The sequence below is a fragment of the Microcoleus sp. Z1_B2 genome (genome assembly GCF_036700325.1).
In the GTDB taxonomy this organism is placed as follows: Bacteria; Cyanobacteriota; Cyanobacteriia; order Cyanobacteriales; family Microcoleaceae; genus Microcoleus.
In genome coordinates, this window is the sequence record NZ_JAUBOQ010000030.1 from 71,796 (window position 1) to 86,889 (window position 15,094).

Genomic DNA, 15,094 nt, shown 5'->3' on the forward strand with positions numbered 1-15,094 from the left:
TGTCCGCTCATCACTTTCTCCTGATATTGACGTTAAACATTATACTCTATAAACTGCCATCTTGCCTCGGTCTTAATAATTAATTAAAACCGACAGATAGATTCAGGATTGACAGGGCAAATTTTATTAACAATGGGATTGCCGCGCAAGTCCAGCGTAGTCAACTTTTGCAAAGATTGCAGGGAACTGATATCCGAGATTTGATTGTTGTACAAGTCTAGTAAAAATAAATTATTTAAAGCTTGTAGCGCGCTGCTATCCGAAATCGGATTGTTGAACAAATAAAGTTCAGTCAAATTAGTTAACGATTTCAGCGGACTGATGTCTGATATTTGATTGTTACCGAGGTTGAGTTCAATTAAATTAGTCAGCGATGTCAAAGGACTAATATCTGATATTTGATTTTGGAATAAAACCAATTTATTTAAATTAGTTAAAGATTTCAACGGAGTAATGTCAGATATTTCATTTCCGAACAGAAACAGCGTCTTGAGATTTTTTAAGGAAGCCAGCGGCGTGATATCCGATATTTTATTATTATAAAGGTAGAGTGTCTGGAGTTCAGTTAAATTTGCCAGAGGAGCGAGATCGGAAATTTGATTGTTGTAGAGAATCAGCGCATTTAAGTTAGTTAACTTTTGCACCGGAGCGATGTCTGAAATTTTGTTGTCAAACAAGACAAGTGCGGTAAGATTAGTTAGATATGCCAGGGGACTGATGTCTGAGATTTGATTGGTATCCAGAACGAGTATAGTCAGATTTATTAGAGAGGAAAGCGGACGGATATCTGATATTTGATTGACATCTATAACCAGAGCTTTCAGGTTAGTTAAAGATTGCAGGGGAGCGATGTCAGATATTTGATTACTGCCGAGGATGAGAGTAGTAAGTTGAGTAAAAGATGAGAGGGGGCTGATATCGGTAATTTGAAGATTTTTGAGGTTAAGTTCTGTTGTATTAGAAAGCAGTTCGTTAGCTCGATCGCACTCGGCGGTGTCTGATATTTGCAACAGTATGTCTACGGTATGTTTGGCGCCTGAAGAGATGTTTTCTTTGTGCTTGCACCAATCGGTAAAGTTATTATAACTTATCATAAGCTGTGCTGCCTTAATCGAGTTTAGATGCGAGATTTGAAATTTTAGATAAGTATAGCAATTATATTTCATTGGTGAATGAGATTTTTTTCGGGTTTTGAGAAATTTTAGCAAAAATTGTGTAAAGTAATCTTAACATCGTTAATTGCATTGCCTTCGCAGGAGCCAAGAGCCAACTATGACACCAGAACTAATTTTTAATGCCGGTAATCTGTTCGTTGTGCCTTTCTGGGCAATTATGATTTTATTACCCAACTGGGGAATTACCCGAAAAGTGATGAATTCCTTTATTCCGTTTGCAGTGCTCGCCGTTTTGTACATATATTTGTTTGGTAGCAGTCTGACGGCGGAAAATGCGGCTGCTTTGTCGAATCCTAAGTTAGCAGATATTGCTAAGTTTCTGGGGGAGGAAACGGCGGCGGCTACGGGATGGATACATTTTTTAGTGATGGACTTGTTTGTCGGGCGCTGGATTTATTTGGAAGGACAGCGGACAGGAGTTTGGACGGTTCATTCTTTGGCTTTGTGTTTTTTTGCTGGGCCGATGGGATTGCTTTCTCATATTGTAACTGCTTGGATTACTCAAAGGTTTTTCCCGAGTTCTGAAAGTCTTTCAGGGGGGGTTTCTCCGGTTCACCCGCAAGAAAATTGATGTATTGTGGAACGGGCTCTCCTGCCCGTTCGTTCCTAAGAATGGCGCAAGATATCAGTAACAATATAGATACAGCATATTCCATGTAGATGTGGTACACACAATTTTCTAGCCCGTGTAAGGTGCGGATACACCCGTCAATCTGTAAGTTTTATCGACCAATATTTTGCAGATACGCACCCTACAGATTAACACCACACAATATATTTATAGTGTACTTCATGAACCACCGAAGAGGCTGTATTAGCTAAATCCGTCCCTTGTATTTTGAAAGAGGTAGATGGCGGTTTACTGTTGGGTGGGGGCGGGTTTAGAAAATTATGGGTTTTAGGCAATTATTGTTGGTGAAACCCGCCCCTACAATCCTCGATCGCAGCTTGGAACTTTTACAAAATTTTACCAGATTAAGAATTGGCTAGGGGCAGCACTAAACGAGCGACAATTAAATTGTTTTCTAACATTTCTAGAGAAAAGTTTCCCCCCATTAAGCGTACTGCTCGCTGACAAATTAAGAGATTTTGCACGATCGACCTATGGGAATTAGCAACCGCTAATATATCGGGTTCGGAACCGCCGTTGAAGGCAGCAATTAACTGTCGATCGCACGCGCCGCTATCGATCACAGACAATTCTAACAAATCTTCCCCCAACAACTCAGAGCGAATCTCAATCTTGGCACCAACAGCAGAGCGCCTGCAAGCCGTCGCCAGCAATTCGCACAGAATCAAATCCAGCTTGATGCTGTCCCCGCGAACGCTCAAAGTCTGACCGGCCGGCATAGACACAGCAGCTTCTCTGTGCACATCCAGCAAGACTTTCGAGTGTTTGACCAGGGGGGCCGTTCGATCGAGCGATCGTCTCAGCCAAGCGCTCACAGGCACCGCATCTTGTGCGAATTGCAGCCGCCAATGTTCCTGTTTCAGCAGCAAATGAGTTGACCCCAAAGCATTGCCAATTTGCCGCAAAACCTGTTGGTAGCGCAAAATTTTCAGAGCATCCTTTTGTTCCTTCGCCGACTGCAAAATCGACTGACTCAACTCCCCCAACTCCTTCACCCCCGCTCCCACAGTGCGGTAAAACTCCTCAAAACGGCGTTGTTTGTACCAGTTGAGCAACTCTAGATCCAATCGCTGCGACTCCTGGATCGATTGCACCGCCAAATACCTGCGCCACCAAGCCAACTGAGACGCCATCGAGCTAAGTAAACTCACCGACAACTCCGACCACTGGCGGCCCGGAGCGTCTGCAGCCACCACAATGCCCACCGGAGCGTGTTCTGGGGCCGTCCGCAGCGCCACCGTCATAATCTCGCCAATTCCCGGACTGCGTAGCCACCGCTTTGTCGCCAGTGGCAGTTGGCTCGTGCTCTGTTGCACCACGCAGTTAGCAGCCAGGGTTTGTTGGATCAAAGCATCTGTTTGGACAGGAATCACCGCCTCGGGATTGAGGGCAAATACGGGATTAGCAGCTACCGTCGCCACGATCGAACCTTCCTCATCACCGGGATTCCAAGTAATTACGGCTACTAAAGGACAGGAAATTGTCTGGGAAACGTGTTGAGCAAAGTTACGATCGAGCTTTTGTAGCGGCAACTCTGGGAACATCGGCGGTGAAGCAGCAGATATCTCTTGCTCAGATTGCTCATCAGGAGAATGGTGCAAAACCGCCAAACCCGATTTGAGCGATCGCTCAAATTGCTGATATTTGTCGATTGCCGAACTCTGCTGCCACGAGTGCAGGATCAATCCGAGTTGTTCGCCCACTAGCCGAACTAATTCTTGCTCAGATCGCCTCCAAGTGCGAGTTGCACTGTGTCCGACAACCAGCAAACCCTCGATCGATTTGCGATTGGCGATTTTCGATTTGAGATTGGGGTTTTCTCCCTCGGACTTTTTCGCCCTAGTGCTCGATGCCAACAGCGATCGCACCCCAGCTTCCCCCAACACTTCCCGCCAAGCGCCCAACCGCCCATCTTCCTCCCAATTTTCAATAGCCAGAGGTGCACTTGCTTGCAACAGCCCCACGTCAGCCACATCCAGGGCGTTGAGTGGCGACGGCACTGCCCTGCGGTTGCGGGGCAGATTTTGGCAGACAATTTCAAAGCGATTTTGTTCTTCGCCGTACAGCAGCAGCAAAAAGTATTCGCATTTGAGCCGATCGCACAACTGTTCGGCGGTATTTTTCAAAGTCGTCTCCCAGTCAGCATCGCTGTAGATGGCGTGAGCTATTCCGGCAGTTAAATCTCGATCGATCTCAATTTGCTGAATTTTCTCCTCCATCTCCGACACAGGAGCCGTCAGAGCCACTAACTGCGCCACTCCCCGCAGATAATGCTTTTCATTGTCTTGCCAAATCCGGGGCTCGCCGGCTTCGACTGCCAAAAATCCCAACAATTCCCCTTCCGAAACAATCGGCGCAGCCAACAGAGAGCGAGCGCGGATTTGCTGCATCAACCGCCCTGTCAGCTCAGTTTTCAGAGAACTTTGAGATTCACCGATCCAAACCATTTCTTCCCTGCCCAAAGCCTGATAAAATTCGCCCAAGTCTTGGACGGTGATGCCCGAAGCCGCTCGGCCCGGCCCGCTCAAACCCGGAGTAACTTCGCGGTTGCTGACTCTGCGCCAAAAATAGCGCCGCTCTCGCTCGAACCAATAAACATTGGTGCGCGTCGGCTCAATAAATTCATGAGTTTGTTCTACCACCGCTTGCAAGTATTGGTCGAGCGATCGCAATTCCCCCAACTGCGAAATCAGCGCTAAAAGAGACTCATCTGGGTGTTTAACTTGTTGTCGCTGCCAGTCTTTTTCTATTTGGTAAAGAGCAGTTGCCAGCGCTCCAAATACGATCGCCAACTGGGTTTTTTCCCCCGACTTGGGCGACGCTCCCCATACCTCAGTTCCGAGCAAAATCACGCCGTAGCAGCGGTCTTTGTAGCGCAGCGGAAACAGAGTCGTGCCTTGAATATTGAAAGTTTGAGCTGCTTTGCGCCATTCTCCGGCTCGGTTTTCCGATCGCAAATCCGGGACTCCCACCGGCCGGAGCTGAATCACCACTTGTTCCAGCAAATCCCCTGGGCTGAGGGCAAACCGCTGTTTGAGAAAAGACTGGTCGCCGTTAGGAGTTATGCCGCCTTTCCCGAACAATCTGTGGGCCTGTCGATCGTACAACCCGATCCAAATCAAACCCCAGTCAAATTCCGCTTGCAAGTAACCGAGTGTGGTCGAAAGTAGCACTTCCACATTCTCCTCTTCTCGGAGAGTCTGGAGAACGCGTTCTAGGGTCGCGATTTGTTCGTCTAAATCCTTTGGTCTTTGCTGCTGCCCCATTTCCAAGCTTCCCCGCACCTTGTCTAATTTAAAATTACTAACTTAAAGATTCAAAAAATTAAAATGCCAAAGAGTCAACTTATAATATAATCGTCTCACTTATCCTTCAGTCTCAAACATTGGATAAAGTCGATCGAGGTTGAAGTAAAAACTTCGCCTTCCCTGCCTGCTCGTGAATATTTTTATTTTCCTTCTCCTTTCTCATTTGTAAATTGCCCCAGTACAAATCATTGGATATTTATCAATCAAGTGTACGCCCGCTGTTGTTTTCCGTATTGAAAACCGATGCCGAGTGGCTGCACAACCGCACTCTCCAAGTTCTTGAACTTGCAGCCAGAACCCAGTCAAACCCCGCCACCAGCCAAATGCTCTCTCGATTGCAGAAATCTTTGGGAGTCCAAGATTCTCGCCTCGAACAATCTTTGTGGGGACTGAGCTTTAACAATCCTGTCGGCTTGGCCGCCGGATTTGATAAAAACGGCGTAGCTGCCGATATTTGGGCAAATTTTGGCTTTGGCTTTGCCGAACTTGGCACTGTCACTTGTCAACCACAGCCGGGAAACCCCCAACCTCGCTTGTTTCGCTTGACGGAGGACAGTGCAGCCCTCAACCGCATGGGATTTAACAATCAAGGAGCCGCGGCAATGGCAGCCCGGTTTCAGGCAGCACAGAAAAAGTCCCCACTCGATGCCCAGGGCCCCATGCCTCAGTCTCCGTTCCCCTTGGGCATCAATCTCGGTAAATCTAAGGTAACACCGTTAGAGCAGGCAGCAGCCGACTATTTGGAGAGTTTTAAGCTGCTGAAAGATTGGGGCGACTATTTTGTAGTCAACGTTTCCTCTCCGAATACGCCTGGGTTGCGATCGCTCCAAGATGCTGCTGGGCTTAGCACAATTTTGGAAATCTTGCAACAAGAAAATCAGGGAATCAAGCCCATTTTAGTCAAGATTGCGCCGGATTTGGAGTCCGAGGATCTCGTATCTATCCTCGACTTAGCAAAAACCTACCAATTAGCAGGAATTATCGCCACCAATACCACCATCCGCCGCGACGGATTGAAAACACAAATATTGCCAGAAACAGGCAAACCAATCGCCGAAGAAGCCGGGGGAATTAGCGGGCTTCCTGTGCGGGAGCGATCGACAGAAGTAATCCGATTTATCTGGCAATATACAAAAGGCGAATTACCCATAATTGGAGTTGGTGGCATTTTCACCGCCGAAGATGCTTGGGAAAAAATAGCCGCCGGTGCGAGTTTAATTCAAGTTTACACCGGTTGGGTTTACGAAGGGCCTTGGATGGTGCGTCGGATTCTCCAAGGTTTGCTGCAAAAGTTAGAAGAAAGCGGATTTAGTTCGATTTCTGAGGCAGTAGGTTCGGACAATCAATAGACATAGGACTGTTGACTGTTAACTGTTAACTAATGACTAATGATATCAATTCCGGTTGCATTGGAATGATTAAACCGCAGAGAACGCAGAGAACGCAGAGGAAGAGAACAGAGAGATGAATAATTCTGATGCTAACGGATTTGATATGACTAATGACTAATGACTATTGACTGTTGACTGGTGACTGTGAGTAAAAAAATGAAAATTGCGCGAATTATTTGTTGGCAGCTTGATTCGACTTTAAGCCCGACTTAGAAGCGCGGATTTGATATCATTCCGGCCTGACTGCCGGAATTGATATGACTCACAGTGCGATCGCTAAAAAAAGTATCAGGCAACACCATACCAACAGTTCCCTAACATTAATACTACAAAAAATCTTTTGGTTTCGATCGATTTTAATTAGTATTGCATCAAAAGTAAATCGGCGTTCAAAATCTTCAACAATCTTAACAACTCGATTTATCTAACACGCATCTAATCAAATATTTCCGCTAATTTCAAAGCATTAACTTGAGCTTGAGCTTTCTGCAGCGACTCCTGCCATTCCCTTTCTGGATCGCTATCAGCAACAATCCCCGCACCCACTTGTCCCCAAACAACCCCCCCCGTCGTACCGTCACTTTTTGGTGCATATAAAAGGGTGCGAATCAAAATATTTAAATCCAGGTTTCCGCGCCAGTCCAAATAACCGCAGGAACCGTAAAATAAATTGCGTTTCACCGGTTCCAATTCTTCGATGATTTCCAGACAGCGCACTTTTGGACAACCTGTAATCGTACCGCCCGGAAATACCCCTCGAATTAAGTCGATCGCGTCGCAATCTCCTCTTAATGTACCGATAACATTACTGACGAGGTGCATCACGTGACTGTAGCGTTCAATGGTCAGAAATTCGTTAACTTTTACCGAACCCCATTCACACACCCTCCCGATATCGTTGCGCTCTAAGTCAACTAACATAATATGTTCTGCTCTTTCTTTGATATTCTCTATTAATTCCTGTGCTAACTGCTCATCTTCAATGCAGGTTGAACCTCGCCGTCTCGTTCCCGCGATCGGTCTAGTATCCACTTTTTTTCCTAATAATTGAACCAGTCTTTCCGGCGAACAACTAACTATCGCCCCCCACGGAGTTTGCCAATAACTTGCAAAAGGCGAAGGATTGATCCGTTGCAAAGCGCGGTAAATTGACCAACTACTGCAATCTGTACGGGCTTCAAACCGCAAAGATAAATTAGCCTGAAAAATATCGCCTGCATGAATATACTTCTGAGCTTTTCGCACTATTTCTTTATACTCACTCTGAGATAATTGGAAAATAGGAGTAGCGGAATTTTGTTGATAATTTTCCGGTAAATTATTCTGGATTATTTCTCCCTTGGCTTGCTCTAATTGATGCTGCATAACATCGAGTTGAGAAGGTTGACTCGCAGCCAACCAGAGAATTTGCGTTTGATGGTCTAAAACCGCAAAAGATTCTGGTTCGTACCAACAGCTAACCGGGAAAGGAAGCGGATCGGTATTGAGTTGGGGCAGGTGTTCGATTTCCCATGCTAAATCATAACCTAGCCATCCCAACCAACCCCCCGTAAAAGGAATTTCCGGCGGTACATTCACTGCTAAATTTTGCTCTTGAGAGTCCAAAAGAGCGCGCAAAAAAGGTAAAATTTCACCGACTGGCGGTGTCCATAGCTGAGATTGACCGTCAATTATCCGGGGAGAACCTGCACAAATAGAATATCGTGCCAAGTTAGTAGAAGATGTAACTGGACTTTCTAGCAGAACAGCCATATCGCGGGGGAAACACTCCGATATTGAGCCTGCACTGTCGGCGGTTTTACCGAGAAATAAAGTTTGAAAAATCTCCGATCCGCTGCGCTGATTTAGGGGAAGCTTTCGCCAATGCCAAGGTTGTATTTTTTTCATAATAGATTGCACTCTGGTTAACACTTTCAGGAATTACGCAAAATGTCAATTCTGTAGTAAAGTGCACAGTTCGCACCCTCCTAAAATCGATTTAAAGCGTTATCTCAGCCATTATTTACAACTTTCCAAATATCTCCGCTTGCCTCTTTTTTGAGGCGTATCCAACCCCTAACGGAGTTAATGAGAAATATAGTTTTGGTTCTTTGCAAATCATCTAAGGTAATTAATTCTTCTCTGATTTTTCCCTCCTCTAAAAGTTGAGAACGAAACGTCCCCGGTAATAAACCGCACTTGAGGGGAGGTGTGATTAAACCTGCGGGTGTATCGATCGCGATATTGGCGATCGTGGATTCGGTGATAACTCCATCTTGATTCCACAGAAAGACATCCTGATATTGGGGCTGCGACTCCAAAGCCATTGTATAAGGCAATCGGTAAGTTGTCTTGTGGTAAAGAAATGGGTTTTGAGAATCGATCGGTTGGCGGGCAATTCCCACAGATGCACCGATTTTTAAGATACCGCTATCTAGTGTCTGAGCTTGTAACGTTATGTTTCCCTCACAAGATATTGTTAACCGTATTTTGTGTTTGACTGACCCGCAAGTCATACTTAATGCTTGTAAAGCTTTGCTTGTTTCTGTTAGCGATAGGGAAAATTTAAAATAATCAGCCGATCGCTCTAATCTTTGAAGATGTCTGTCTAGCAAAAAATAGCCGTTTTTGGGTTCCCATAAAAGTGATTCCAGCAATTCAAAGTTTGGCTGGTGTTGAATCATATTTTTGTCAATATAATATAATGTAAATTCGGGAACAAGACAATTATTAGACCCGCGAAGCGGCCTGTTCGTGTAATTATATAGGAAGTTAACTTGAATTTATGTTGCCTAAATCCTTTATATTTCAATGGCGCCTTGCCATCGGGCTGTTAATATTAACCTCAGTGCTCACACCCCTAGCGCTCAACTACTACGTCCGATTTGTTACCCGCAACTACCGCCACAGCGATATAGCTAACGTGCCTGCTGAACCCATTGCTATAGTTTTTGGTGCCGGACTTTGGGAAGACGGCACTCCAAGCCCCATGTTAGCCGATCGAGTGCAAGCAGCCGTCGATTTGTACAAAGCGGGGCGAGTGGACAAACTTTTGATGACAGGAGACAATAGCACCGTCGATTACAACGAAGTCCAAGCAATGCAGGACTTCGCCGAAGCCCAGGGCGTACCGATTAATAATATCGTTCTCGATTATGCCGGATTTAGTACCTATGAAAGTTGCTACCGGGCGAAAGAGATTTTTGGCATAACGCAGGCTGTTTTAGTTACCCAAAACTTTCACTTAGCCCGCGCTGTTTATACCTGTCGCCGGTTGGGCATAAAGGCGATCGGCTTAGGAACGCCGGATTGGGGCAAATTTCGCCAAAAGGGCATGATTCGCTACACTTTCCGCGAATTTTTGGCAGTCATCAAAGCGCTTTGGGAAGTGCGCGTTACCCGTCCCGAACCGACTTTTTTGGGGCCGTTTGAAGGAATTCAAGAAAAGTTATGATATCATGTCCAGTCGAGCGACCGTGATTTTTGTAGGGGCCCGTGAGCCAACAATACCTGCCAACAAAGGACAATCTCAAAAACCCGCCCAGACCAGGATATTATGGTTAATCGAGCGGACATGATATGAGTGATATGTTGAAGACTTTAGTCCTTAAAACAAAAACTAAAGTCTTGACTAAAAACAAATTTTATTACAACTAACCGGACATCAGGTAAGGATCCCGAATTAAATAACTTACAATTTTAATTGTTATTGTGGGATGGGCGTCCCGCCCGTCCTTTTTGGATGGGCTATAAGAGCCCATCCCACTTTCAAGAGTGGAAGTTATTTAATTCTCATTCCTAAGTCCGGGAGTTGTAAGTTTTGAGTTAAACCAAAGTCCCGACACAACTCATCAATCATAACTCGCTCGTTCCGGTAGTGTTCCATAACTTACTCGCGTTTGGAAAGCCCCGCCAGCGACCAAGTTAGGCTCACCATCATTAAGCGGCCTAGAGCCTTCAAACGCTCTTCGGCGTTATTTTCAACCAATTGAGACAGAGTTTCAGACTTAAGATTTTTCGACAATTCTTCAGCAGTTTCTGCTGGTTTTTCCAACTGAGGTTGTTCAGAAGATGTCTCAAGGCTGACTTGTGGCTGCTGATTTTTTTCTTCGGTCATTTTCTGAGTCACATCCTGGAGTTATTGCATACATAACCCTTAATACAAATGTAATTTATTTGTATCCGGGATTTGGCGAGTCAATCGATTTTAGATTTTAGATTTTAGATTTTAGATTGAAGCATTGACTTGCGCGAGATAAATACGTTCGGCAAGTTTCTCGGATACAGGTTTTTGATTTCTCCACGGATGAATCACGTGGCGGGTATCCTGGATGCGGGAATTGTCAAGTTTTCCGTACCCGACAATCGCAGTTACCAACTGACTTAAAAATTGGGATGTCAGTTGTTAGCTATCTTAAATAGCACTTAGCCAATTTTCCTCAGAAAGCCGATTTGTTCACAGATATGTCGTCGTCAACGAATTTTTTGTAAGAAACGGGATTTCTGAGCCTAAGTCCTGTTAAATTCAAAACTCACACACTACTACTGATGATGCACATCACTGAATTGTTATATTTACTTAACAGTAATATTTCCAAGATTCTGATATTGTTAAAGCTTAACAATTAATTTTGCTCGGATTTATCTCAATCTGCAAGCAAGTGTCTGGAAATTATTAACAAACTGAAGGTGTAGAGCCGATGGCAATTTATGTTGATACTGCAATTGTAGCGGAAGCCGCACGGGCGAGCAAGTTCGGATGGATAGCGGGAATTACTACTAATCCGACACTTTTGGCAAAAAGTGAGTTATCTCCTGAGCAAACCCTTAAACAACTGGCACAACTGATTCCAGGGGAAGTGTATTATCAGCTAATGGCATCTGATGTTGATGGCATGGTAGCAGAAGGAAAAGCGGCTTTTGAATTAATTGGACAGCAAACAGTGTTGAAAGTTCCCGCAACGGCGGCTGGTTTTCAAGCAGTCGCGCATTTGTCACCGTCCATTCCTTGCGCGGTGACAGCTATTTACAGTGCGGCCCAGGCCGTTGTTTCAGCAGAAGCGGGGGCTAAATATGCGATCGCCTACGTGAATCGCGCCACCAGATTGTTGGGAGACGGTTTTGCCTTAGTGCGGGATATGGCAAATGTGTTGCACAGAAGTAATACTGAGATTTTGGCAGCTAGCATTAAATCGCCGGAAGAAGCGGTGAAGACATTATTAGCTGGCGCCCATCATTTAACATTGCCTTTTGATGTGTTGCAGGCGATCGCAGTTCACGAATTATCCCAGCAAACAGTTGATGAATTTGCCCAAAACGGGCGGGGAATTTTGGGATAATACCAAATTTATGTGAAAAGTGCAAATTGCGAATTCCTAGTGGGTAATTGGTATGGGTTTTGAATCACTAATATCAAATAGGCTAACATCCGAATGATGCCGATCGTGCGAGCGTCCTGCTCTCGATGAGAGCTCACGAGCGGGACTCTAGCTTGCAGGGTAAATTCCGAGTCACCCTATTTGATAAGACTGATGAGTGAGGAATACTAACTAAGGAGCGCGAATTAAATAACTTACAATTTTAATTGTTATTGTGGGATGGGCTCTTATAGCCCGTCTTTTTTGGATGGGCTATAAGAGCCCATCCCACTTTCAAGAGTGGAAGTTATTTAATTCTCATTCCTAATGACTATTGATACCACTCAAAAAAACAATGCAACTATAAGCCATTACTTCAAACCTTACAAAATCAGTCATTACCAAATCTCAAATCTAAAATCTAAAATCTAAAATCTAAAATAGTAGGACTATGGCATTCGCCAAATCTTAATAGTGCGATCGGGACTGGCGCTCACAAAAGTCTTGCTATCTCTGGAAATAGCAACCGAACTCACAAACTGACTGTGACCCGAAAGACTGCTTCTTTCTTTTCCCGTCTTCAAATCCCAAACTATAATATCTCCGCCCCCGCTGATCAAAGTGCGGCTGTCCGGGCTAAAGGCGATCGTCCTCACCCAGCTCGAATGCCCTTTAAAAGTGCGGGTGCGCTTCCCGTCTTGTACGTTCGACAAACGGATCGTATTGTCGGTGCTAGCACTAGCCACAATTTGCCCGTTGGGGCTAAAAGCCACAGCATTAACCGGGCCCCCGTGACCTGTGATAATTCTTCTGACTTCTCCGGTACCGAGATTCCACAAACGCACAGTCTTGTCCTGGCTGCCGCTAGCGAGAGTTTTACCATCCCGGCTCAAAGCGATCGCGTTTACTCCCCCCGCGTGGCCGCTCAAAGTCCGCAACCTGCTGCCGGTTCTGACATTCCACAAGCGAACAGTTTTGTCATCGCTGCCGCTAGCGAGAGTTTGACCGTCCCTGCTAAAAGCGATCGCATTGACGGCTGCTTTGTGAGCGGCAATCGTCCGCATCCGTCGCCCCGTCTTCAAATCCCAGAGAATCACATTATTATCGCCGCCGCCGCTGGCCAAAATCGAGCTGTTCGGGCTCACCGCCAGCGTGTTGACCGATTTTTTAGAATGCACCGAATTAAGAGTCCGCACCAGGCGTCCCGTCCTCACATTCCAAATTCTAATCGTCCCAAAGCTTGCGCTTACCAAAGTTTGACCGTCAGGCGACAGGGCGATCGCATTTACACTCCCGACATTATCCAAACTTCTTTGCAAAAAATGAGTGGTAGGTAAAGTCGAAAGCAGCCACACGGGGTTTGCCGGAAACACCCCGTAACGCAGCGAACCGTAAATTTGAGACGCGCCAATACTCACCATCAAAACAGCCGTGCCCGCCAGCAACTTCTTTTTCCAATCAAAAACATCTTTCTGGGTCTTGTTCAATCCCGAATTCAGAGGTCTGAGGCGGTTTATGGAGCTCTGTTTCTTCGCCCCACCCTCCCCGGCAGTTGTGCGAATTTTAGTTTGCCCCGTCGTCGGCAACTGAGTCGGCACCTGAGTTTCTGCGCCGTCGAGATTAATTTCCTCCAAGCACTGCAAAACCATCTGGGGACTTTGAGGTCGATTCCCCGGAAAAGGCGCCATCAGATAATCGATCACATTAGCCACGGAGTCGGAAACTTGAGGTGCTCCTTTGCGCCACATTAATCTGCCCGTGCGCGGGTTCTCTGGAAACGCAGTCGGCGGCTTTCCAGTCAGCAAATAAACAAAAGTGCGCCCCAGAGCAAAAAAATCCGACTGCGGAACAGCCTTGCCATTTGTTTGTTCCGGCGGCGTGTAGCCTGGGGAAACAATACCAGTCACATTTTGCCCCTGGCCCACCTTAGCGAAATAAGTCGCCGAAACTTCCCGAGCAGTCCCGAAGTCAATCAGCACTAACTGCCCGTTTGGCTTGCACATAATATTGTGCGGCTTGATATCCCGATGGAAATAGTTGAGGCGGTGAACTTGGTCTAAAATTTCCGACAGTTGTTTGAGCCAGTTTACAGCTTGTTCTTGACTGATCGGGCGGCCCCGATGTTTCAGCCAGTCTTGCAAATTGGCCCCAGCAATTTTCTCCATCACCAGACAGTGAAAAGACTCTGTGCTGTGAGCTGGCGTAAATATAAAATAACCGTCGCGATCGACTTTTGGAATACCTGGATGTCTGAGCCTGACCAATACGTCGGCTTCTTGCTTAAACAGTTCTACAGCTTTGGGATGTTCTTTGAGCAGGACTTTGAGCACTCTTCGGGCGCCGTTGTCGTCCACTTCAAATGTTCTGCCAAAGCCGCCGCCTCCGAGAGGCGCGACTAGCCGATATCGACCTTGCAACAAAAGTTCTGACCCGCAGTGGATACACGCGGATTTGCCAGAGTTGGCTGGATCGGAGGGATTCGGGCATTTGGGATTGAGGCAATAACTCACAGAAGCCACATAACCCTGATTGAGGTTGCTCTATCAAGTTTTACTTTGACACTGCTCTACAAAAGTTGGCTAAACTTATCTAAGTTTCACCATTCAACTAGAAGTATTTTCTAGAGGGTCTGATTCCTGCTTCTGCCAAGAGAGTCGGCTCTTACTTGTCCACAGGCGTAAATTCGGGTGGAGCAGCACCCTATTTTTGAAGTCTCTACAACTATTTATTATTGTCGAAGCTTTTAGCCATTGTTTAACCATTATTTTCAACCAATTTAACGAATCGTGGTATCCCGTTCGACCTTTTTATAGGCTGGTCAGTTTTAAATCGACCGTCGTTTACTGAGTCCAACTCAATTTTCAACTTATGACGATCGTAGCACACCTAGTAAAAGACTCATGAGCACCCTTGATTGAAATCTTCCAACGTCTCTGAAGTCGAGGGAGGCTTTAGTCTTGCTTGACTTCAGCATCCCGTGTTTTTGTATAACCGGGGCAGTGCGATCGAACGATCGGCTTGAGGCCAAAGGTTTTGTTATTTGTCACAGCCGATCGAGGTCACAAATCCCCGATCGCAGCACATAATGTACAAACAGACCAGAAATAATAACGAGAGAGCATCCACATTTCAATTGTACGATCGCAACCACCACTCTCGAAGAAAGAAGTGAGAGTGGGAGAGTGAACGAGTGAGGGAGTGAAAAAATCTGCCTTCTTCCCTCGAACCTCTTCCCTCTTCCTTCAGCACAAGA

General features: G+C 45.9%; 10 protein-coding genes. 4 read left to right on the forward strand and 6 right to left on the reverse strand.

What is annotated here, in order from left to right; all coding sequences use genetic code 11:
* Window positions 1–83 precede the first annotated feature (83 nt).
* Window positions 84–1,094, reverse strand: a complete 1,011-nt coding sequence (locus tag QT984_RS18550) for a leucine-rich repeat domain-containing protein (RefSeq protein WP_333262322.1) — start codon at window positions 1,092–1,094, stop codon at window positions 84–86.
* A gap of 178 nt (window positions 1,095–1,272) precedes the next feature.
* Between QT984_RS18550 and QT984_RS18555 the strand changes: the two genes are divergently transcribed.
* Window positions 1,273–1,746 carry an ABA4-like family protein gene (locus QT984_RS18555; protein ID WP_333211278.1) on the forward strand — a complete coding sequence of 158 codons (474 nt, stop codon included), beginning with the start codon at window positions 1,273–1,275 and terminating at the stop codon, window positions 1,744–1,746.
* Between the two features lie 404 nt (window positions 1,747–2,150).
* On the opposite strand, the gene QT984_RS18560 is transcribed toward QT984_RS18555, so the two are convergent.
* Window positions 2,151–5,072, reverse strand: coding sequence for a GAF domain-containing protein (locus tag QT984_RS18560; RefSeq protein WP_333233914.1), 2,922 nt, complete (start codon window positions 5,070–5,072; stop codon window positions 2,151–2,153).
* 230 nt (window positions 5,073–5,302) lie between these two features.
* Between QT984_RS18560 and QT984_RS18565 the strand changes: the two genes are divergently transcribed.
* The gene (locus QT984_RS18565; RefSeq protein WP_333233915.1) at window positions 5,303–6,463 is read left to right on the forward strand and encodes a quinone-dependent dihydroorotate dehydrogenase; all 1,161 of its coding nucleotides are present in this window, start codon (window positions 5,303–5,305) and stop codon (window positions 6,461–6,463) included.
* A 477-nt stretch (window positions 6,464–6,940) separates the two neighbouring features.
* Here QT984_RS18565 and QT984_RS18570 read toward each other — a convergent pair whose 3' ends face one another.
* Together QT984_RS18570 and QT984_RS18575 are read right to left on the reverse strand one after the other, a co-directional pair.
* Window positions 6,941–8,392 (reverse strand): anthranilate synthase component I, encoded by a 1,452-nt coding sequence (locus QT984_RS18570; protein ID WP_333374623.1) that lies wholly within the window; start codon window positions 8,390–8,392, stop codon window positions 6,941–6,943.
* Window positions 8,393–8,496: 104 nt separating this feature from the next.
* Window positions 8,497–9,168, reverse strand: a complete 672-nt coding sequence (locus QT984_RS18575) for an aminotransferase class IV (protein WP_333057546.1) — start codon at window positions 9,166–9,168, stop codon at window positions 8,497–8,499.
* Window positions 9,169–9,269: 101 nt separating this feature from the next.
* On the opposite strand from QT984_RS18575, the gene QT984_RS18580 reads away from it, so the two are divergent.
* On the forward strand, window positions 9,270–9,938 hold the full coding sequence (locus QT984_RS18580) for an ElyC/SanA/YdcF family protein (protein WP_333233916.1): 669 nt from the start codon (window positions 9,270–9,272) through the stop codon (window positions 9,936–9,938).
* 435 nt (window positions 9,939–10,373) lie between these two features.
* Here QT984_RS18580 and QT984_RS18585 read toward each other — a convergent pair whose 3' ends face one another.
* Window positions 10,374–10,601, reverse strand: coding sequence for a hypothetical protein (locus QT984_RS18585; protein ID WP_333057544.1), 228 nt, complete (start codon window positions 10,599–10,601; stop codon window positions 10,374–10,376).
* A 583-nt stretch (window positions 10,602–11,184) separates the two neighbouring features.
* Between QT984_RS18585 and QT984_RS18590 the strand changes: the two genes are divergently transcribed.
* Window positions 11,185–11,823: a transaldolase family protein gene (locus QT984_RS18590; RefSeq protein ID WP_333057543.1), complete on the forward strand. Its 639-nt coding sequence runs from the start codon at window positions 11,185–11,187 to the stop codon at window positions 11,821–11,823.
* A 467-nt stretch (window positions 11,824–12,290) separates the two neighbouring features.
* Here the strand turns inward: QT984_RS18590 and QT984_RS18595 are convergent, their stop codons facing one another.
* The gene (locus QT984_RS18595; protein ID WP_333211286.1) at window positions 12,291–14,360 is read right to left on the reverse strand and encodes a serine/threonine-protein kinase; all 2,070 of its coding nucleotides are present in this window, start codon (window positions 14,358–14,360) and stop codon (window positions 12,291–12,293) included.
* Window positions 14,361–15,094: the final 734 nt, after the last annotated feature.

What these genes read in the sequence shown, in the direction of transcription:
- QT984_RS18585 (WP_333057544.1), bottom strand. Translation starts at nt 10,601, where the DNA reads ATGACCGAAGAAAAAAATCAGCAGCCACAAGTCAGCCTTGAGACATCT.
- QT984_RS18560 (WP_333233914.1), bottom strand. Translation starts at nt 5,072, where the DNA reads ATGGGGCAGCAGCAAAGACCAAAGGATTTAGACGAACAAATCGCGACC.
- QT984_RS18570 (WP_333374623.1), bottom strand. Translation starts at nt 8,392, where the DNA reads ATGAAAAAAATACAACCTTGGCATTGGCGAAAGCTTCCCCTAAATCAG.
- QT984_RS18575 (WP_333057546.1), bottom strand. Translation starts at nt 9,168, where the DNA reads ATGATTCAACACCAGCCAAACTTTGAATTGCTGGAATCACTTTTATGG.
- QT984_RS18555 (WP_333211278.1), top strand. Translation starts at nt 1,273, where the DNA reads ATGACACCAGAACTAATTTTTAATGCCGGTAATCTGTTCGTTGTGCCT.
- QT984_RS18580 (WP_333233916.1), top strand. Translation starts at nt 9,270, where the DNA reads ATGTTGCCTAAATCCTTTATATTTCAATGGCGCCTTGCCATCGGGCTG.
- QT984_RS18550 (WP_333262322.1), bottom strand. Translation starts at nt 1,094, where the DNA reads ATGATAAGTTATAATAACTTTACCGATTGGTGCAAGCACAAAGAAAAC.
- QT984_RS18590 (WP_333057543.1), top strand. Translation starts at nt 11,185, where the DNA reads ATGGCAATTTATGTTGATACTGCAATTGTAGCGGAAGCCGCACGGGCG.